Here is a 19,318-nt window from a genome sequence, read left to right as displayed (position 1 = left end):
TTATGGGGAGACACAGGAAAGTATTCTCTAAACTACGTCTCCCTTTTATATTGGTTTCGATAAATTAAAAGAAGTCTTAGTGTTGAGAACCAAGACTTCAAATTAGGTGATTTAATTGACAAGCCAAATCCAATTTTTTATCCCAAATTGCTGAAAATAGCTGCCCACAGAGTTCCTGTTACTCCTACAGCAATTAAGAAGTTGGTGAAAAATCTGCCTAATTCAGCTTCTTCCCCTAGTCCTTTATCATCTTGGCCTGCACTGAAAAATAATGACCAAGCTTGGTTGACATTGATAGTTTCAAAATTATTAAAGTCAGGGCGAAAAACAACAGGGCCAATTAAATCTTTTTTGGGGAAATCAAAATCAGTTTTCATATTTTTTCCTTAGTTAATTGCGCGAAATTCTGAAGTATTCAAAATCATCTAGAAGTTTGTCAACCAGCCAATCAAGCCTTGTCCTGTAATTACTTCTACAGCGATGAGTGAGACAAAGCCAATCATAGCCAAGCGTCCATTGAGTTTTTCTGCATACTTAGTGAAACCCACTCTTGGGGTTTGATCTACATAAACTTTTGGTTCAATTGCAAAGTTGTTGAGTTGACCAAGTTCGTTCATGGTAAAGCCTTTGGTTATCATGTTTTTATTTTTTTGCTGGGTTATGTAACTGAATATAACATTATGTAAATATTTTTTGCAAGGTATTGACAAAATAAATAGATGTTGATAATAACACCTAACGAAATTATTCCAAATTGATGGTTAGTAGGGTGCGTCAGTATGAAGAATTTCTTGTTACAGCTAGGTTTTCTCGCACTGACGCACCCTTGCATATTAAGGGGAGGAGTTGTTACTCAATTTTTAAATTAAAAGGCAAACGCGCATAAATCCCTTGAGGATCGTTCATTCTTTGCAGAATTGCTAATTCCTGCTGCAACTTTTGAAATTCAGCAGTGAAAAGATTAGGGGGTATGGTTCGGGTTTTCTTCACTCCTACAGCTGTACTTATTTCTTCCACGGCTCGCCCAAAAAAGCGTTCTCCCAGTGTGCTTTCTTGGGGATATTCTTTTAATTGCCAATCTTCACCGAGTTTGGCTTGCTTGGCTGCATATTCTAGGGCTGCATTTAAGCCGCCGATTTCATCAACTAAACCAATTTGTTTAGCGGCTACACCAGACCAAATTTTACCTTGGGCAATTTCTGCTACTTTTTGCGCTGGTAATTTGCGTCCTTGGGCAACTTTATTGAGAAATAGATCATAAATGCGATTAACGCTACGTTGATAGAGGGCTAATTCTTGGGGTGATTTGGGACGCGCAAAGGTTTGACTATCGGCATAACGGGCTGTGTTTACAGAGTCCCAGGTGATACCGTTATCGTTGGCTAGCTTCTGCCCATTCAGTAACACCCCAAATACACCAATAGAACCTGTAATCGTATTGGGTTCAGCAAAAATGCGGTTGGAGTCGGTAGCTATCCAGTAACCACCGGAGGCGGCGACATCACCCATAGATACTACTACGGGTTTGGCTTGGCGGGTGAGTTTGATTTCTCGCTGCATAACTTCGGAGGCTGTGGCGCTACCTCCAGGGCTATTAATTCTTAAGACAACGGCCTTGACATTTTTATCTTGCCGGATTTTGTTAAAGATAGCAGCAAAGCGATCGCCTCCTATTTGTCCAGTGTCACCTTTACCATCAACAATTTCACCCTCGGCATACACCACAGCAATTTTATTTTTGGCTCTGCGTTCTACAGGTAAAGACTTGTTTGGTACTGCTGCATATTCAGTCAGGTTAATTTTGCGGAAGGTTTTATCATCTTGATCGCTATCTGTTAATTTCTTTAAATCAGCAACTATCTGATCAGGGTATGCGACTTGATCCACTAAACCATTAGTTTTAGCAGTAGGTGCTTCTAATAATGCTTGATTATCTGCGATCGCTTGTAATTGTTGGGGCGTAATTTTCCGGCTCTTGCCAACCGTAGTCCGCCACTCTCCCCAAACATCATCTAATAATTTCTGGGTTTGTGTGCGGTTTTCGGGACTGAGTTTGTTCAATACCAAAGGTTCAACTGCCCCTTTAAATTTCCCTGCACGCACAACCTGTACACCAATACCATACTTCTGTAATGCTCCGGCGAGAAACATGGGTTGGCTACTCAAACCATTGATTTCCACTGCTCCAACAGGATTCACGACAACGGTATCAGCTACAGAACTGAGATAATATTCCTTTTCTCCCCACTCCATGCCATAAGCGATAATCTTTTTGCCAGTAGCACGGAATTCTTCTAAGGCTTTGCGGATTTCTTTGAGGGAAGCAAAACCCAAGTTAGTTGTACCACTGCTGCGTGTTGCATCGAGGTAGATACCCACAATCCGCGAATCATCCTTGGCTTTGGCGATGGTGTCGAGGACACTACGGAGCGTCATTCTTTCTTGCTCCACTCCTGAAAGAGTATTTTGCAGCACTTCGCTAGAAGTAGGCTCTCTATCTGTGATGTTCATCGATAAGTCAAAAACGACAACTGACTTATCTTTGACTACGGGGCCTGGATCTTTAGAACTTGCAGCCACAAACAGCAAAAACAATAGTGTTGTGGTGCCAATACCAGAGAAAATAATTAGTCCTAATACAGTACCTACTAGGCTGGCAACAGTTTGTTTTAAGAAGTTATTCATTAGTTTTTAGTTAATAGTTATTAGGTAATAGGCAATAGGCAATAGGCAATAGGTAATAGGCAATAGTTTTTCTCCCCTGCCCCTCTGCTCCTCTGCTCCCCTGCTCCCCCACTTATTGTATTCTTTGCAAACTGCCGGAATTTTTCAACTCAGATAGAGTAGTGTTGCCAGTGCAGAATAAAACTGTGGTGATTTCTGCAATTAATACCTCAGCTAAATCTTGCAGTGCTGCTTCTGATGCAACTGCGGCTTGGAGGAATGGCATTGCTAACCCGGCGATATCTGCTCCGAGGGCGATCGCTTTGGCGACATCCAAGCCATGACGCAAACCACCAGAGGCAATCAAGGGGATATGGGGAGCGATCGCTCTAATACTTTTAACACACTCTGCTGTGGGTATTCCCCAATCTGCAAAGGTTCTACCTAAACGCCGTTGCAAAGTATTTTCTGCCCGTTCACCTTCTACCTTTGCCCAGGAAGTACCACCAGCACCGGCGACATCAATGGCTGTCACTCCAACAGCTAGGAGTTTTTCTGCGATCGCTGCGGAAATGCCATTGCCTACTTCTTTAGCAATCACTGGCACTGATAATTGATTGCATAACTTATCAATCTTGTCAAGTAATCCCCGAAAATTAACATCACCTCTGGGTTGAATACATTCTTGCAAGGGGTTAATATGCAAAATTAAAGCGTCGGCTTCTAGCATATCGATGATTTGCATACATTCATCTAAACCATATGTGTAGTTGAGTTGCACAGCGCCGACATTGGCAAATAAGAGAACATCTGGCGCATATTTGCGAACCGCGAAAGTATCAACAACCTGGGGTTTTTCTACCGCCACTCGCTGGGAACCAACACCCATTGCTAATTTGTAGTGTTGGGCGAGTTCTGCTAAACGCTGGTTAATCATTCCCGCTTGTGGAGTTCCCCCAGTCATGGAGGAGATTAATAGGGGTGCGCCTAGGTGTTTACCTAAAAAAATGGTACTGAGATCAATATCGTCGCGATCTATTTCTGGTAAACAACAGTGGGTGAAACGATAGCGTTCTAATCCGTTGGTAGTTTCGCGGAACTGTACATCTTCTTCTAAGCAGATACGAATATGATCTGCTTTGCGTGACTGGGTTTGGGCTGAGTTGCTAGTAGAAGCGTTCACGGATGGGTAACAATCAAAGCATTGGCTTCACTATTGTTACAGACTTAGATATTTTGTGGTGTTAAGTCCGTATTAAGTTACGTTGATTGAAGAAAGCACAAGGCAGTCCTCAGTCCCTCTTTCATGCTTGGCTCTGAAACTCGTTACATTGGAACTGCCTTTGTTTTGATCAATTTTTGTACTTGTAATCTTGTTCCAGCGCCTTGAGAACTTTCAGATATAAATCTTCGACTCTCTTTGTTTGTGCATCTCCAATTGCTGCATAGTGCGTTAAACTAGGCGAGCCATTCACTTCAATGATTACATAATCTACTAATGGTCTAGTTATATCATGGGTAATAATATCCAAACCTACTAATCTTAACCCCATATCTTTGGCGACATTCAACGCTAGTTTTTGAAAGTCAGGATGGATGGTTTCTGTGACATCTACTGCCTCACCACCACTGGATAAATTCGCATTATCTAAAAGATAAATAATCTTACCGTTGGGAATAATACTCTCAAAATTGAGATTTTGTCTTTGGAGTTTGCGTTTGATCCGAAAATCATCAAAATCGATAATTTTCTTTCTACCGTTTTGAATTAATTGGTCTTGTTTTTGGTAGAGTAACTGCAAAACACTAGATTTACCATCACCTACTATAGATAAAGGCAGCCTTTGATATGCTGCAATAATTTCATCATCTATAACTACAACTCGATAATCTTTGCCCAGATAAAATTTTTCAACAATTAGCCCTGAATTGAATCGTAATATTTTTTTAGCTACTTGGTAATACTCGGTTTTATGATGAACCTTGGTGACTAATTTCCCTTGGCTGAGATTGATAGGTTTAACAATCACAGGAAATCCTAAGCTTTTAGCATACTCAAATCCTGCATCAATATTGCGGTTATTACCTATTTTTTCACAGACTTTTTGACTAAAAAATGTTTGCCCCTCAGTCACTTGATAACCAAAATGCTTGAGAAAAAAATTTGAATAACCCTTATCTTTGGCAATTTCTGCTGAACCGAAACCATTAATATTTAATTTGGTGGCACTAAAAAAAGCTTTATGTCCGTTTTTAAAAGTAATATGTCCCACTAATTGATATTCTGGGTCTATAACAACCACTGCACCTATTTGGGGCGCTATTTTTTGAATGATTGACGTTACTAATGGCATTTTTGTCCAAAAGTATAATTTATTGCAAAGATTGTATCTAAACTGCAAGGATTGGTCAAGAGAAAAAACTGATTATTTAGGTTAATTACAATATCATTTTTTATGCTCATCTTTGCAATTAATCCAAAGGGATAAGAGAATTTAAATTTATATTTAAATATATAAGTAGAACAGGTTAAATAATTAAAGGTTTGTAGAGAGAACTTTAGTTCTCTTTGCGTTCTCTCCGTTCGCGGAGCGTGTCGTAGACAGAGGCTACGCCAACGCATAGCGTGTTGTAGACAGACACTCCGCGTTCGCGCAGCGTCCCGCAGGGAACAAAAAAGGACTAAAGTCCTTACTACGAACCAAATCTTATTGTTGTTACATTATTTAACATAGTTTTGTTTTTTGAAGTCGTTCTACTGAGATAAAAATCTTGATATTAATTAAATATTTATATTGTCCATGAAAACCAAATTCTTCAAAGATGATTTATGGCTTTAATTATTTTAATTACATCTACACCAGTCCTAGATATTTTTGTCAGATTACTTGTGTTAAGTATTAATAAGTATTTATTTAAAAATAGAGAAAACCTATACTGGTAATGTTTTTAGCTTAGGCAAATTTATACTGAGAGTCTCAATGCAAGAGTGACTGAGATTTATTGCTAAGTCTGATTATTCTTGCTACCAATTGCCATTGCCAGGTTTTGAGGATAATACTAAATACTGAATTTATAACTTAGTTAGTCTAAAATATATCACTCGGTGTTGACAATTTAAAAATAATCGAATAACAAGGTGGCAGAATCATAAAAAAAGGGCTAGTGCTTCTCTGCTGAGACAGTCACTAACACCCTGACTGAAACTTAATACGGTTAAGATAATCATGCCACAAAATACTGATCACACAGCAACAATCTCGGAAACGCAGCCAAACAGTTACAAACAAAGGCTAAATTCTTGGGCGATCGCCCGTTTACTTCCTGATACCAGTCGTGAAATTGTGGCTCGTTTTCGCAGTCGTTCTGATGCCGATGGTTATATGCAACATCTGCGTCAAGTAGTACCAAATGCTTCTTTCATGGTTGTTTTTGATTGTCACCGTGAAGAAGCAGCTATTTAAGCTTGAGGTATGGGTATCGCTAAGGGTATAGGGGTATGGGTAGTACAGGGTGCAGACGTGATGAATGTCATCCCCTAACCCTAATACTCAAGCATTCCACGACTGCTACATGAAGGCAAGCAGGGTGAATAGAGGAGAATGACTATTGCCTACCGCAACGAAACATTGATGACACTTGCCTAAATCCTGAGCCAAGTAAATTCTCTCTTGAGGAAGCATTACAAGTACCCTAGGAAAGATGCGATTACTGAATAAATCAGTATCAAATATATCAAGGTGAAGACGCGGTATCTTTCCTGTAGGGAGAATAATTAAATGAATTTGCGGGAAATTGGGCAGCTTTTTCAAGAGGCGTTTCGAGAATGGAGTGAAGATAAAGCCTCGCGCTTGGCAGCAGCTTTAGCTTACTACACAATTTTTTCCATCGCACCATTGCTGATTATTGTAATTGCGATCGCAGGTGCAGTATTTGGTCAAGAAGCAGCACGGGGAGAAATTGTTTCCCAAATTCAAAGTTTAGTCGGTCAAGATGGTGCAGAATTTATTGAGCTAGCTATCAAAAATGCTTACAGACCACAAGCTGGAACAATAGCTTCTCTAATTAGTATCGTAGTATTGCTATTAGGTGCCACTGGTCTATTTGCCGAGCTACAAGATTCTCTCAATACCATTTGGGATGTACAACCACGTCCAGAAAGTGGTGTAAAAAACATCATTCGCAAACGCTTGTTATCTTTTGCCATGGTAGTGGGTGTTGGCGTTTTGCTTTTAGCTTTCCTGATAGCCAGTGCAACATTAACAGCATTGGTAAATTATTTTAGTGCTTTAATCCCAGGTATTCCTTTCCTGTGGCAGATAGTTAACTTTATCTTGTCTTTGGCGATCGCTACCTTCATATTTGGGCTAGTTTTTAAAGTCCTACCTGATGTGAGACTGGCTTGGAGTGATGTTTTGATCGGTGCTACTATTACCTCAGTGTTATTTGTTCTAGGTCAGTTATTATTAGGACAATATTTAGCTAATACTGGTTTTGCGTCAGCTTACGGTGCTGCGGGTTCAGTTGTAGTTGTCTTAGCTTGGGTTTACTATACCGCCCAAATTCTGTTTTTTGGGGCTGAGTTTACCCAGGTTTACGCCAGGAAGCACGGCAAACGCATTGTCCCATCACGCCACGCCACATATATCAATGGAAAAAATGCGACTAATCCACGAAAGTAGAGATGGCGAGTAGGGAGTGAGGAATAATTTTTTTCTTGACATGGATAAATGGTTTTATATTGATTGGCGTGCAGTTTTTGTTCCTAGTATCAGCATTGTAGAATTAGTGGTACGTGGCTCTTTAGTTTACTTAGCACTATTTTCTGTGTTGCGTTTACTGCCTAGCCGACAACTTGGCACACTGGGAATTACGGATTTGCTTGTAGTGGTGTTATTTGCCGAAGCCGCCCAAAATGCCATGGCCAGTAACTATACATCAATTACTGAAGGGGCAATTTTAGTTGCAACAGTAATTTTTTGGAGCTACTTTCTTAACTGGTTAGGCTACAAACTACCTGCTGTACAGAGATTTCTGAATCCTCCCCCCATCTTGTTAATCAAAAACGGTAAAATCATCAGACGGCATCTGCAACAAGAACTGATTACAGAAGATGAGTTGATGAGTAAGTTACGCCAGCAAGGTGTGGAATTGTTAGATGAAGTCAAGTTGGCGTATATGGAAACTGACGGTAGCATCAGTATCATCACTTATGAGCCAAAAACTAATACCACAGCACCACAAAAATTAGACTGAAGATGTGCTAATTAGACTGTAGAATATGACAGTTGTATTCTGCCGCGAACGTTGATTGAGCGTTATACTTTGCCCGAAATGGGCAACCTGTGGACTGAAGCTTATAAGTTCAAAACCTGGCTCCAGGTAGAAATTGCAGTTTGTGAAGCCCAAGCTGAACTGGGCTATATTCCAGCTGCGGCTGTTGAGGAAATCAAAGCCAAGGCTAATTTTGATCCACAGCGAGTATTGGAGATAGAGGCGGAAGTCCGCCATGATGTCATCGCTTTTTTGACTAATGTCAATGAATATGTAGGCGATGCTGGACGTTACATTCACTTGGGTTTAACCAGTTCCGATGTGCTAGATACGGCTTTAGCACTGCAAATGATTGCTAGTCTGGATGTGTTAGCCCAACACCTGGAAAATTTAATTCAGGTGATCCGCGAAAAAGCACGAGAACATCGTTATACAGTCATGGCTGGCCGATCGCATGGGATTCATGCCGAACCCATCACCTTTGGGTTTAAACTGGCGGGATGGTTAGCTGAAATGTTGCGCCACCAACAACGACTGCAAATTCTCCGCGCCTCCATTGCTGTAGGTAAGATTTCCGGCGCGGTGGGAACCTATGCCAATATTGAACCACGAGTAGAAGCGATCGCTTGCCAAAAACTCGGACTGCAACCAGATACCGCTTCTACACAAGTCATCTCCCGCGATCGCCACGCCGATTATGTGCAGCAATTAGCCCTAGTCGCCGCCTCTATAGAACGTTTTGCTGTAGAAATTCGCAATCTGCAAAAAACCGACGTTCTAGAGGTTGAAGAATTCTTCTCGAAAGGACAAAAAGGCTCTAGTGCAATGCCACACAAGCGCAACCCCATCCGTTCCGAACGGTTGACGGGAATGGCGCGGCTAGTTAGAAGTCATGCCGGTGCAGCTTTAGAAAATGTCGCCTTGTGGCATGAACGGGATATTTCTCACAGTTCTGTAGAACGGGTGATTTTGCCAGACGCTTGTATTTTGACGCACTTTATGCTGGTAGAAATTACCGACTTGGTGAAAAACCTGTTGGTGTATCCAGAAAACATGGCGCGAAATCTCAACTGCTATGGTGGGGTAGTATTCAGCCAAAAAGTGCTACTAGCTTTAGTAGAGAAGGGCATGAGCCGCGAAGAAGCCTATGCGATCGTCCAACAAAACGCTCACGCTGCCTGGAACAAGCCAGAAGGCAACTTCCACGACCTGATTACTCAAGACTCCCGTGTAACTCAAAATCTCTCACCAGCAGAAATTGCCGTATGTTTTGATCCACAGCAACATCTGCGTCACTTAGATCAGGTTTACCAAAGATTGGGGATTTAATACCAATTTAACAAAATCCGCGTAATTCCCCTTCCGCAGCTTTTAGCAGGGAGGGGATGTAAGCGGGTCAAAAGCGAAACGTCCTATTGGTAATTTTGACCACAGGTAAAACAAGCAATGGGACAGTTGAGCTTTTGACAACATGATCTTTCGGGTTTGTCCTGAGAACGGATATATTGTTTGACTATTTCTAGTGGCGCAGATGTTGCTTTGGCATTCAAACCAACTACCTGGGTTTGGAACGAACCTAGTAGGCGCAGATGATTCTAGCTCTACTTCACGTACCCGCAAAACTGCTGGAAGCATGAAGAAACTGGGTCAGAGGAAGCGTCAAAAATCTCAGGCTACGCTGGGGGATGTAGAAACCCCTGGCTCAAACGAAGTTAGCCAGGGGTAGTTCATTTACTAAAAAATGTAAAGTTACTGAAAAGAATGGGTATTGTATTGCTCAAGCGCCGTAGATGGTGCTGTACTTGCCGTCAGTCGTGGGTAGTCTAAACAGCAGATATTTGTTGATTTATTCACGTTTTTAGTCTGAAATTATGGAAATTTTAGCCTTACTTTCGGCTTCGGCGGCAGCAGGCTTGAGAATAGGCGTACCCTTATTAATTATTGGACTGTTGCAGGGTAGTGATTTGTGGTCACGTGTTCCTGTTTTATCTCATATATCCCCAGCAGTTTTGTTAGGTTGTCTGAGCAGTTTGTCATTCCTGGAATTGTGCGCCTCAAAAAAAGTTTGGGGACAAAGAATTTTACAAATTATTCAGTTATTATTGTCTCCCCTCGTGGGGGCAATCATGGGTTTAGCAGTAGCTTCAGCCACAGCAACACCCCATTGGTTGATTGCTATCATTGGCGGTTTATTCGCTTTGGTACTCCATTTGGTGCAGGTTGGTTGGTTCTATCGCTTGCGGGGTTTGCCACTGTGGGCAGTTTTTCTGCAAGATACTTTGTGTATTGCTCTAGTGCTATTTGCCTTTGATGCTCCCTGGCAAGGAGGATTAATTGCTTTAATCCTCCTTTGGTTTGCCCTGCGTAGTGCTAAAGAGTGGTATGACTGGTATCACCACATTAAGAGGAAACAGGGAAATCCCCATCAATAAATTAAGGGGATTTGAAGCGGAGGTAATAGGCATTGGGGAAAAGCAAGCCACACTCAAGGGGGAGCCAGTCTTGTGTTAATTTAAAAAACCTGAACTTGAGCAAAACCATAAGGTATTTCTCGGCGATAACCAATATGCCCACCAGCAACTTCATATAGATAAAAGTTGCGTCCTGGAATATCTAGCCCCAAATCTCTAAAAGCGATTTGTAAACTGGAGGCTGGAGGTACTGGTTGTAAAAAATTAATCCTAATTATGTCACCGTCTCTAGAGACATTAGCATCGATTCGCTGACCAGTCTGATCTGTGATCTCAATGCCACCTTCGCCAATGTTAACGATTTCAGGTGGACGAACTGCAATATAGGATAACGGCTGCTCTCCCGTATACACACTGATGTAATGAACATCACGGAAACCAGTCGTACTGCTAATTTGGGGAGCAGTGCGCTCAAACTGGCTGCGTTGTTCTGGTTGCATTTGCTGTCCGGGCTGGATTTGTTGTCCGGGTGGGATTTGCTGTCCAGGTGGGATTTGTTGTCCAGGTGGGATTTGTTGTCCAGGTGGGATTTGCTGTCTAGGTGGGATTTGTTGTCCAGGTGGGATTTGTTGTCTGGGCTGGATTGGTTGTATTTGAGCTAGAGCAGGTAAACTGGTTGCTGCGATCGCTAGACTTAAAGTAGAAAACCAAATTAATTTTTTCATTGTTCACCGCCAGTAAATCAAAAATTCCATCTTTACTGGTGATGTTCTCGCAATTTTTCTCTAGTTACATCTACTTATTATGGGAAGCACAAAGATATCAAAATACTACATCTAAAGACAAAAACCTCCCCAGGGAGGGAGGTGACAATCACAACTTGAAGATCAGGTTAGTAGGGTGCGTCAGTATGATTATTTGTTGGTATAGTTAGATTTTCTCTCACTGACGCACCCTACATTTTGGATATTTTTTATCTGAAAGCCCCTTACTGCAAAAGTCCAATCATGTGCAGCAAACCTTGACCTGTAATCAACTCAATAATCAAAGCAATAAAGCCCAGCATGGCAATTCGACCATTCCAAACTTCCGCGCTAGTAGTCATACCCCATTCCCAACTTTCAGGGGGATACATTTTCACCCTTTTCTTCATTTGGGCGGCTTGTGACAGCTTGAAACTGGGTTTGTTGAGAGCATCAATCACCAAGTCTGCCAAGGCTCTAATAAATACCGGATGGGTATTAGGTGCGGGTACACGACGGAAATTGTGAATTCCTGCTTCTTCGGCGACTTCCCGATACTCAATATCAATCTCTTGTAATGTCTCGATGTGTTCGGAGACGAAGCTGATAGGGACGACAACTAAATCTTTCACTCCCTGTGCGCCTAATTCTTTGAGGGCATCTTCTGTATAGGGTTGCAGCCATTCTACCGGGCCGACACGACTTTGGTAAGCGAGGGTGTGGGCATTAGGACGATTGAGGGTTTGCATAATCAGCGCAGTACATTCCTCAATCTCTTGCTGATAGGGATCGCCTGCTTCTTCTACATAGCTCTTAGGTACGCCGTGGGCGCTAAAGAAGACATGAGCCTGATCAGGATTAGGGCATTGTTCCAGTTCTTGCCTAATCAGTTCCGCCATTGCTTGTAAGTAACTCGGTTGTTTATACCAGGAGGGAATAACGGTGTAATCAAGACTTTGCAGTTTTGGCTCTTCTTGCCAAAGTCTTTCAAGCAGCCGGAAACTAGAACCACTGGTACTGATGGAAAATTGCGGGTATAATGGCAGAATTACCAGCTTGTCAATCTTATCTTGAGTGAGGAGCGCGATCGCTTCTTCGGTGTAAGGATGCCAATAACGCATTCCTACATAAACATTGGCTGCTTGCCCCAAATCACTCAATTGTGCTTTTAAAGCTTCTCCTTGAGCTTCCGTAATCCGCCGCAAGGGAGAGCCACCACCAATTTGCTTATAGTTCTGTTGTGATGTTTTAGTACGCCGGGAGGCAATGAACCAAGCTAGGGGTTTTTGCAACCATCGAAACGGTAGGCGTATAATTTCCGGATCTGAAAACAGGTTATACAAAAACGGCCCTACATCTTCTAACTTATCGGGACCACCGAGATTGAGTAATAAAACGCCTACACGACCCATAGCTATTATTTTCCCCCAACCTTTTCAGTTTTTTTTACTATTGTTAACAATATATCTTTATTAAATATAAAGCTTAACAGTTCACAAAGGTGCAATGGCAACAATTTTACGAGATTTAAGTTATCGTTATCAGTGGCTATATGATGCGATCGCTCGTGTAGCGGCTATCAGTGTCGGCGGAGAAGCCCGTTTTCGCCAATTAGCTTTGCAAGGGTTAACAATTCACTCAGACACTCACATTTTAGATTTGTGTTGTGGTAGTGGGCAAGCAACGCAATTTTTAGTTAAATATTCACAAAATGTAACAGGACTTGATGCCTCACCATTATCTTTACAACGAGCGCGACAGAATGTCCCTGAAGCGGTTTATGTAGAAGCTTTTGCGGAAAAAATGCCTTTTGCAGATCATCAGTTTGATGTGGTGCATACCAGTGCAGCTTTACATGAAATGCAACCAGAACAATTACAAGCAATTATTCAAGAAGTTTACCGAGTGTTAAAACCAGGAGGCGTGTTTACATTAGTAGATTTTCATGCTCCGACTAATCTCATATTTTGGCCAGGTTTATCGATATTTTTACTCTTGTTTGAGACAGAAACAGCTTGGCAGTTAATTAAAACTGATTTAGTTGATTTGTTAACTAAGATTGGGTTTGATGTCAATCAGCCAACTTTGTATGCAGGTGGTAGTTTGCAAGTAATTCAAGCGAAAAAATGAATTTTTAGGCAATAGGCACTCTTGCAATAGTTTTCTCCCTTGTTTTTCTGCCTCCTACCTTCTGGCTTCTACTTACTGGTAAATTAAAAACAGTCAACCAACGTCAATACCAACCGTGTCTGACAACGAAATTCCAGAGCATTTACATTTACTCTCAAGCTATGAACTGGGATGGAATGGCTTAAACCTGATTTATGAGCGAGAGCCTGCTGACGAAATGTCAGAAATGTTATTGCAACAGCATTTCATTGTGATTTGCCTTGAAGATGTGCGTGTTGGCTGGAGGCTCAACAATAGTTGGCAGTATGTTGATTATACTAAGGGTGATATTGCGATTTTTCCTGCTGATCAAATGTTTCCTAGAGCGCAGGTATCTTGTGAAGTGGGATTAGTTGAACTATTTCTAGAACCTGCGACTCTGGCTGGTGTTACTTATGAATTTGTGGACGCAGACAAAATCGAGATCGTACCACAGTTGCAGTTACGTGATCCTTTGATTGAACATATGGGATTAGCATTGATGGCTGAGTTGCAAGCAGGCAAAGCCGACAGTAAGCTGTATGCGGAATCAATGGCAACGGCGTTATCTGCACATTTATTGCGGCGATATGCCTCACACCCACAGCAAATTCCAGAGTGTAACGGCGGATTACCTAAGTATAAGCTCAAGGATGCGATCGCCTACATCCATGAACATTTAGACCAAAATTTGACTTTGGACAAAATTGCTACCTCAGTTCACATGAGTTCACATTATTTTGCTAGTTTATTCAAGCAATCTACAGGTTTTACGCCTTATCAATATGTGACAAAATGCCGAATTGAAAAAGCCAAGGAACTGCTTCGCAGACATGAGTTAACACTGGTAGAAATTTGTCAGCGAGTCGGCTTTCAAAATCAAAGTCATTTCACTAGAGTATTTCGCCAACATACCTCAACTACACCCAATGCCTATAGAAAATTTCTTTAAAACTTTCGGAAGATAAGAACATTTTTCGGAAGAATCAGCAAGACAGCAACCGCAGGCGATCGCTAAACTCAGTACCTATAGCTGTAGGCAAGGCGATTAGGACATGGCTAAAAGCTCAAACTCATTCATGACATGGATTTTACTATTGCCTATTGCCTATTGCCTATTGCCTTCTGCTATATCAGCAATTTTGGTTGAAGGATTTTCTCCAGATGAGAGGTACTAGAATTTCTTTTCAAGGATGGGGTATCGTTGGTTTTTCTACCCTGGTGATTGGGGCGATATTAGCTGTAATTTGGCTATTTAATGGTATGGATGAGTTAGGAATGCGAATGGCGATTAGAGCCACAGCCCGCACCTCGTGTATCTTATTTCTCGGCGCTTTTGTCGCCTCTGCCTTACACAAAATTTGGTCAACACCTTATACTGCATGGCTTCTGCACAATCGCCGCTATTGGGGAGTATCAATGGCAGTATCCCATACTTATCATGCGATCGCCTGGACTGGACTCTGGGTTGTTACCTCTGGCAATAGCCCCAAATTTGGCTTCCTGGCAATTTTAGGTTACGTTTTCCTCTTTGCCATGACTGTAACTTCTTTTCGTCGTTCAGCAACTTTGTTAGGTAAACGATGGTGGCAGATATTACACACCACTGGAATGTACTATTTTTGGTTAGCTTTTACAGTAGAATTTAGTCTCAAACTTCCCCAGTCTCTTCCCACCTATTTACCTTTTTTCGCCTTGTTAGTTTTAGCAATGATGCTTCGCTTAATTTCTCTGGGAAAAACAAGAAAGTTAGCCAGTTAGACAAATCATTAGCGGGGCAGGGAACAGGGGAGAATACTAATATTTATCTAGCCCACTCCCCTCTCCCTATTTTTACGCTAAAGCTGCGGCTGGTTGTGGCCAACGCCCTACAGCTTTACCAATCACTGCCCATTCTTGCATTAAGTGGTCGAAAGCCTCTGGTGTTAGAGATTGTGGCCCGTCTGATAGGGCTTTTTTGGGGTTGGGGTGAACTTCAATCATCAGGGAATCACAGCCAGCTGCGATCGCAGCCATAGCCATTGGCGGCACAAATTCCGCCCAACCTGTACCATGACTGGGATCAATCATGATGGGTAGGTGCGTTAACTTCCGCAAGACTGGCACTACGGATATATCTAAGGTATTGCGAGTATATTGGCGGTCAAAGGTACGAATGCCCCGCTCACATAAAATTACATTGGGGTTGCCTGCTGCCAGAATATACTCAGCAGCCATTAACCAATCTTCAATAGTAGCTGCCATTCCTCGCTTCAGCAATACGGGTTTAGGCTGCGCTCCTACTTTCTTCAATAGGGAGAAGTTTTGCATATTTCTTGCGCCTACCTGAACCACATCAGCCACTTCGGCGATGATCTCCAGTTCAGCCGCATCCATCACTTCTGTAATAATCCCCAAACCACTGACTTCTCGTGCTTTGGCTAATAATCCTAAAGCACTCTCACCATGTCCTTGGAAGGCGTATGGTGATGTCCGGGGTTTGTATGCGCCGCCACGTAAAAATTTAGCTCCGGCTGCCTTGACTCGCTGCGCCGTCTCGATAATCATTTCCTCGTTTTCTACGGAGCAGGGGCCAGCCACCACTACCAAAGGATGGTGTTCACCAAATACAACTGGACCATCTGGCGTATTAACCACTACTTCCGAAGCTTCGCCGTGACGGAATTGGCGGCTAGCTCGTTTATAAGGCAGTTCTACTCGTAATACCTGCTCAATCCAAGGACTGACTTCTTGAATTTGTAATGGATCTAAGTCGGCAGTCTCACCTACTAAACCAATTACTACCTTGTGTTTACCAACAATTTTTTCTGGTGTTAAACCCCAATTAATTAGTTCCTCGCTAATCCGGTTAATTTCCGCTTCTGGGGAACCAACTTTCATGACTACAATCATAATAATTTTCCTGTTTAATTGCGTAAAAGCGCAAACAAGTAGGCGGTTATCTTGGTTCTTATATATTTAGTGTAGTAATGAGAAACTAAGAATAGATATTTATACGTAACAAAATTCGGCGCTCGGTGCTTTGATCACTGCATATTGGGTTTAAATCTTAAAAATATAAATTTTTCATTAGAAATGTTGAAGTTATCATGTGTAAACTCCAACATTGACTCTAAAAATTGGCCCAAAATCACAGTTATGTAAATACCTGAGCGCCGTTTGTCATGCTTTGTTCTGCCGAGTTTCGCGCCAAACGTCTACCATTCGTCCCCAATTGGTGGTAAATTCACCAAAACCTAGTAGACTGCCAACTCTTTCTTCGTCCCAAGAGGCAGAGAGAACACCATAGGTGATCCCTAGCACACCTAAACCAAAAAGTCCCATATTCACTAATAAGACAGCAATGGGAGGCAATTGGATATCAGAGTAGGTGGCAAGTAGATAACTGACAACTAAAGCGGAAATACCCAGGGCTGTGGGAATCCCGCAAAAAGCCGCTACTCGGCGGATCATACGCTGGCTCACCACCTGGGGAATAGCCATCTCTTCTTTAGTAAAAGGTGGCTGCTGTTTTTCCTGTTTTTCAGGTTCTTTCGATTTTACTGGTGGATTACTTTTAGCTTTTGCAGGTTTTTGGCGTTTGGTTTTTGGTTCAAATGGCAAACGACTGCGTTCCGATTCTTCAGCAGGCATAAATGCTAGTCCCTATCCACGAATACCTAAGCGTTGAATTAAGGCTTGATATTTTTCCAGGCTATCTTTTTGAATATATGCCAGAAGGCGCTTGCGCTGACCAATCAGCTTTAACAATCCCCGTCGGGAAGAATGGTCTTTTTTATTAGCCTGGAGATGTTCGCTCAGACGGTTAATACGTGCAGTTAGCATAGCGATTTGGACATCAGCAGAGCCAGTGTCAGTTTCATGAACTTGGTAGCTAGAAATGATTTCTTGTTTGCGCTGTTGCGTCAGAGCCATGATTAGTTTAATTTCGATTTTTTCTAAATGTATGCAGCAGTCTCCCATCATATCACAGCCCTTAAGTTGTGTGTGACATCACTTGGGATAGCAAAATATCTACTTTTTCGCCTGGTGGAATTAATGTTGTGTCTACTGGTAGCACGGCTAAAGCATTGGTTTGAGCTAAATTAATTAAGTTGCCGGAACTATGACTACCTCCAGCTTTGTGAAATTCGTAAACTCCATCAATTAAATGTAAGCGTCCCCAAATATAAGTTTCGCGCTTACCGTCCGATCGCAGCTCATCACGCGATCGCACTTTCATAAATTCCGGTTTCCCACCCTCAGCAATTCCCCCTAGTTTTTGGATAACTGGCTGCACAAATCGCCAAAAAGTCACCAACACCGCCGCCGGGTTTCCTGGTAAACCAAAATATATAGGGGATTGGGGACTAGGGACTGGGGAGTAGAAATTAGAGAAAGTGGCGACGGTTAGGGGTTTTCCTGGACGCATTGCTACAGCGCGGATGTGGATTTTTGCGCCTAACCCATCAAGAATTTTGTCTACATAGTCATAATCACCAACGGAAACACCACCGGAAGAAATTACTATATCGGCGTTGGTGATGGCTTGCTTAATAGTTTGTTGTAAGGCTTCTGGGTTATCTTTGACAATGCCTAATAATATCGCTTCTGCCCCGTTTTGCTGCACTAAAGCAGCTAAGGCATACTGATTAGAATCAACAATTTGTCCTGGTTGTAAAGGTTGATTAACTGTGACTAATTCATCTCCTGTAGAAAAAATTGCTACACGGGGACGACGGTAAACCCTGATTTGAGGGCATTGAGATGCAGCTAAAACGGCAATTTCTGCCGCAGTTAACTTAATACCTGCGGGTAACAATTGTGTCCCTGCTTGATAATAAGAGGCTTTGCGTCTGACAAATTCCCCTAGTTGGGGTGTAGTGAGAATCAAAACGCGGTGATCTTCCCGGTGCGTCATCTCTTGCATGACTACAGTATCCGCACCCTGGGGAATTACCGCACCTGTAAAAATTCGTGCGGCTTGTCCTGGTTGTAAGGTTAACTTTGGTTGATATCCTGCGGGAATTTCTTCGACAATTTCTAGATTAACTGGCTGTTCAGTGCTAGCATTATGAACATCTTCATAACGTACCGCATAGCCATCCATCGCTGAATTATCCCAGTGAGGAAAATCTAAAGGACTGGTGACTGGTGTTGCTAAAATACGTCCGTTGGCGGCGAATAAATCTACAACTTCTGTATCTTGTTGGGGATCTAATGGCTGGACTAAATTAAAAATAATATCTGCTGCATCCCTGACTGATAGCATAGTTATTTTTGTTCTAATAGACTGGTAATCACTTGAGCTAGTTCAAATAAGTCAACTGGCTTAGACATATGCTGCTGATCACTCTTTCTAGTGTAGGCACTCAGAGCGATCGCGGGGATTTTTCCTCCCTGTTCTGGCGGTAGCTTTCAAAACTGAGATAGGAAATATACTTAGAATAAAGGCAAGGTGCAACAAGGGAGATCAAGGGAAAGTTCTAATTAATCCCCAATCCCCAATCCCCAATCCCCAATCCCCATTGTTATGACTATCGAACGAGTTCCCCAACAACACTATCCTAAAGCTGAGATTAATCGGCGCGGTATGGCTTTGGGATTGGATTTTATCGTTGTTTGGCTAGTCAGTTCTCTATTGGGAAGTAATCAAATCGGTTTTCAACTCATCCAAATTCTAGTTTTTATCTTTGGTTGGCTAATTTTGCGGGTGCTGTTGGCTTATAACAATCAAGGTCAAAGTTTGGGACGTTGGGCGTTTGACTTGAAAGTGCTAGAAGTACAGAATGGGCAAGTGGTCGGCAGAATTCCCCAGTTGCAGGTACTCTTGAAAAGAGAGGCTATAATTGGCTTTGGTGCAATTTTGGTGTCCATTGCCTTGAGCAATATTCGCGCCAATCCTACTGTTATACTGCTAGTGATTCCCCTAGCAATTGACTGTGGTGCTGCTTTATCTGATACGCAGATGCGGCAAACTTTGCATGACCGTTATGCTGGAACTTTCATTGTTTCGTCGCGTCGGGGCTACTCGTTAGATATAAAAATCAAACGATTAGTTGAAACTTTGCGGCGAAATGTGAGAAGATAGTTATTTGT

General features: G+C 42.2%; 20 protein-coding genes. 9 read left to right on the top strand and 11 right to left on the bottom strand.

Annotated features, from left to right (window positions below):
- Nucleotides 1-137: 137 nt before the first annotated feature.
- The 5 genes from NOS7524_RS11585 to NOS7524_RS11565 form a co-directional block, all read right to left on the bottom strand.
- Nucleotides 138-377 carry a hypothetical protein gene (locus NOS7524_RS11585; protein ID WP_015138673.1) on the bottom strand — a complete coding sequence of 80 codons (240 nt, stop codon included), beginning with the start codon at nucleotides 375-377 and terminating at the stop codon, nucleotides 138-140.
- 48 nt (nucleotides 378-425) lie between these two features.
- The gene (locus NOS7524_RS11580) at nucleotides 426-638 is read right to left on the bottom strand and encodes a chlorophyll a/b-binding protein (RefSeq protein ID WP_015138672.1); all 213 of its coding nucleotides are present in this window, start codon (nucleotides 636-638) and stop codon (nucleotides 426-428) included.
- Between the two features lie 211 nt (nucleotides 639-849).
- Nucleotides 850-2,685, bottom strand: coding sequence for a signal peptide peptidase SppA (sppA, locus tag NOS7524_RS11575; RefSeq protein WP_015138671.1), 1,836 nt, complete (start codon nucleotides 2,683-2,685; stop codon nucleotides 850-852).
- Nucleotides 2,686-2,797: 112 nt separating this feature from the next.
- Nucleotides 2,798-3,847, bottom strand: a complete 1,050-nt coding sequence (fni, locus tag NOS7524_RS11570; RefSeq protein ID WP_015138670.1) for a type 2 isopentenyl-diphosphate Delta-isomerase — start codon at nucleotides 3,845-3,847, stop codon at nucleotides 2,798-2,800.
- Nucleotides 3,848-4,016: 169 nt separating this feature from the next.
- A complete protein-coding gene (locus NOS7524_RS11565) occupies nucleotides 4,017-5,018 on the bottom strand; it encodes an ATP-grasp enzyme, D-alanine-D-alanine ligase (protein ID WP_015138669.1) in 1,002 nt (333 codons plus the stop codon).
- 873 nt (nucleotides 5,019-5,891) lie between these two features.
- Between NOS7524_RS11565 and NOS7524_RS11560 the strand changes: the two genes are divergently transcribed.
- The 5 genes from NOS7524_RS11560 (at nucleotide 5,892) to NOS7524_RS11540 (ending at nucleotide 10,370) form a co-directional block, all read left to right on the top strand.
- Nucleotides 5,892-6,128, top strand: a complete 237-nt coding sequence (locus NOS7524_RS11560; RefSeq protein ID WP_015138667.1) for a hypothetical protein — start codon at nucleotides 5,892-5,894, stop codon at nucleotides 6,126-6,128.
- 315 nt (nucleotides 6,129-6,443) lie between these two features.
- Nucleotides 6,444-7,346, top strand: a complete 903-nt coding sequence (locus NOS7524_RS11555) for a YihY/virulence factor BrkB family protein (RefSeq protein WP_015138666.1) — start codon at nucleotides 6,444-6,446, stop codon at nucleotides 7,344-7,346.
- A gap of 40 nt (nucleotides 7,347-7,386) precedes the next feature.
- Complete coding sequence (locus tag NOS7524_RS11550; protein WP_015138665.1) at nucleotides 7,387-7,920, top strand: DUF421 domain-containing protein; 534 nt, start codon at nucleotides 7,387-7,389, stop codon at nucleotides 7,918-7,920.
- Between the two features lie 51 nt (nucleotides 7,921-7,971).
- Nucleotides 7,972-9,267 carry an adenylosuccinate lyase gene (purB, locus tag NOS7524_RS11545; protein ID WP_041555281.1) on the top strand — a complete coding sequence of 432 codons (1,296 nt, stop codon included), beginning with the start codon at nucleotides 7,972-7,974 and terminating at the stop codon, nucleotides 9,265-9,267.
- Nucleotides 9,268-9,806: 539 nt separating this feature from the next.
- On the top strand, nucleotides 9,807-10,370 hold the full coding sequence (locus tag NOS7524_RS11540) for a DUF4126 domain-containing protein (protein WP_041555280.1): 564 nt from the start codon (nucleotides 9,807-9,809) through the stop codon (nucleotides 10,368-10,370).
- Nucleotides 10,371-10,450: 80 nt separating this feature from the next.
- On the opposite strand, the gene NOS7524_RS11535 is transcribed toward NOS7524_RS11540, so the two are convergent.
- Complete coding sequence (locus tag NOS7524_RS11535; protein WP_015138662.1) at nucleotides 10,451-11,074, bottom strand: hypothetical protein; 624 nt, start codon at nucleotides 11,072-11,074, stop codon at nucleotides 10,451-10,453.
- A gap of 263 nt (nucleotides 11,075-11,337) precedes the next feature.
- The gene (hemH, locus tag NOS7524_RS11530) at nucleotides 11,338-12,504 is read right to left on the bottom strand and encodes a ferrochelatase (RefSeq protein ID WP_015138661.1); all 1,167 of its coding nucleotides are present in this window, start codon (nucleotides 12,502-12,504) and stop codon (nucleotides 11,338-11,340) included.
- A gap of 94 nt (nucleotides 12,505-12,598) precedes the next feature.
- On the opposite strand from hemH, the gene NOS7524_RS11525 reads away from it, so the two are divergent.
- From NOS7524_RS11525 to NOS7524_RS11515, 3 genes are all read left to right on the top strand, one after another.
- Nucleotides 12,599-13,222, top strand: a complete 624-nt coding sequence (locus NOS7524_RS11525) for a class I SAM-dependent methyltransferase (protein ID WP_015138660.1) — start codon at nucleotides 12,599-12,601, stop codon at nucleotides 13,220-13,222.
- Between the two features lie 115 nt (nucleotides 13,223-13,337).
- Complete coding sequence (locus NOS7524_RS11520) at nucleotides 13,338-14,192, top strand: helix-turn-helix domain-containing protein (RefSeq protein ID WP_015138659.1); 855 nt, start codon at nucleotides 13,338-13,340, stop codon at nucleotides 14,190-14,192.
- 212 nt (nucleotides 14,193-14,404) lie between these two features.
- The gene (locus tag NOS7524_RS11515; RefSeq protein ID WP_015138658.1) at nucleotides 14,405-15,001 is read left to right on the top strand and encodes a hypothetical protein; all 597 of its coding nucleotides are present in this window, start codon (nucleotides 14,405-14,407) and stop codon (nucleotides 14,999-15,001) included.
- Nucleotides 15,002-15,073: 72 nt separating this feature from the next.
- Here NOS7524_RS11515 and aroF read toward each other — a convergent pair whose 3' ends face one another.
- From aroF to NOS7524_RS11495, 4 genes are all read right to left on the bottom strand, one after another.
- Entirely contained in the window at nucleotides 15,074-16,132 is a 1,059-nt protein-coding gene (gene aroF, locus NOS7524_RS11510) for a 3-deoxy-7-phosphoheptulonate synthase (RefSeq protein ID WP_015138657.1), read from the bottom strand.
- Between the two features lie 270 nt (nucleotides 16,133-16,402).
- A complete protein-coding gene (locus NOS7524_RS11505; protein WP_015138656.1) occupies nucleotides 16,403-16,873 on the bottom strand; it encodes a PAM68 family protein in 471 nt (156 codons plus the stop codon).
- Nucleotides 16,874-16,885: 12 nt separating this feature from the next.
- Nucleotides 16,886-17,155, bottom strand: coding sequence for a 30S ribosomal protein S15 (gene rpsO / locus NOS7524_RS11500; RefSeq protein WP_041555707.1), 270 nt, complete (start codon nucleotides 17,153-17,155; stop codon nucleotides 16,886-16,888).
- 61 nt (nucleotides 17,156-17,216) lie between these two features.
- Nucleotides 17,217-18,491, bottom strand: coding sequence for a molybdopterin molybdotransferase MoeA (locus tag NOS7524_RS11495; protein WP_015138654.1), 1,275 nt, complete (start codon nucleotides 18,489-18,491; stop codon nucleotides 17,217-17,219).
- A gap of 261 nt (nucleotides 18,492-18,752) precedes the next feature.
- Between NOS7524_RS11495 and NOS7524_RS11490 the strand changes: the two genes are divergently transcribed.
- Nucleotides 18,753-19,310 carry an RDD family protein gene (locus NOS7524_RS11490; protein WP_015138653.1) on the top strand — a complete coding sequence of 186 codons (558 nt, stop codon included), beginning with the start codon at nucleotides 18,753-18,755 and terminating at the stop codon, nucleotides 19,308-19,310.
- The last annotated feature ends 8 nt before the right edge of the window (nucleotides 19,311-19,318 follow it).

Source organism: Nostoc sp. PCC 7524, assembly GCF_000316645.1.
In the GTDB taxonomy this organism is placed as follows: domain Bacteria; phylum Cyanobacteriota; class Cyanobacteriia; order Cyanobacteriales; family Nostocaceae; genus Trichormus.
Note: the sequence above shows the minus strand (reverse complement) of the source record. Positions and strands in the feature narration are given on the sequence as shown.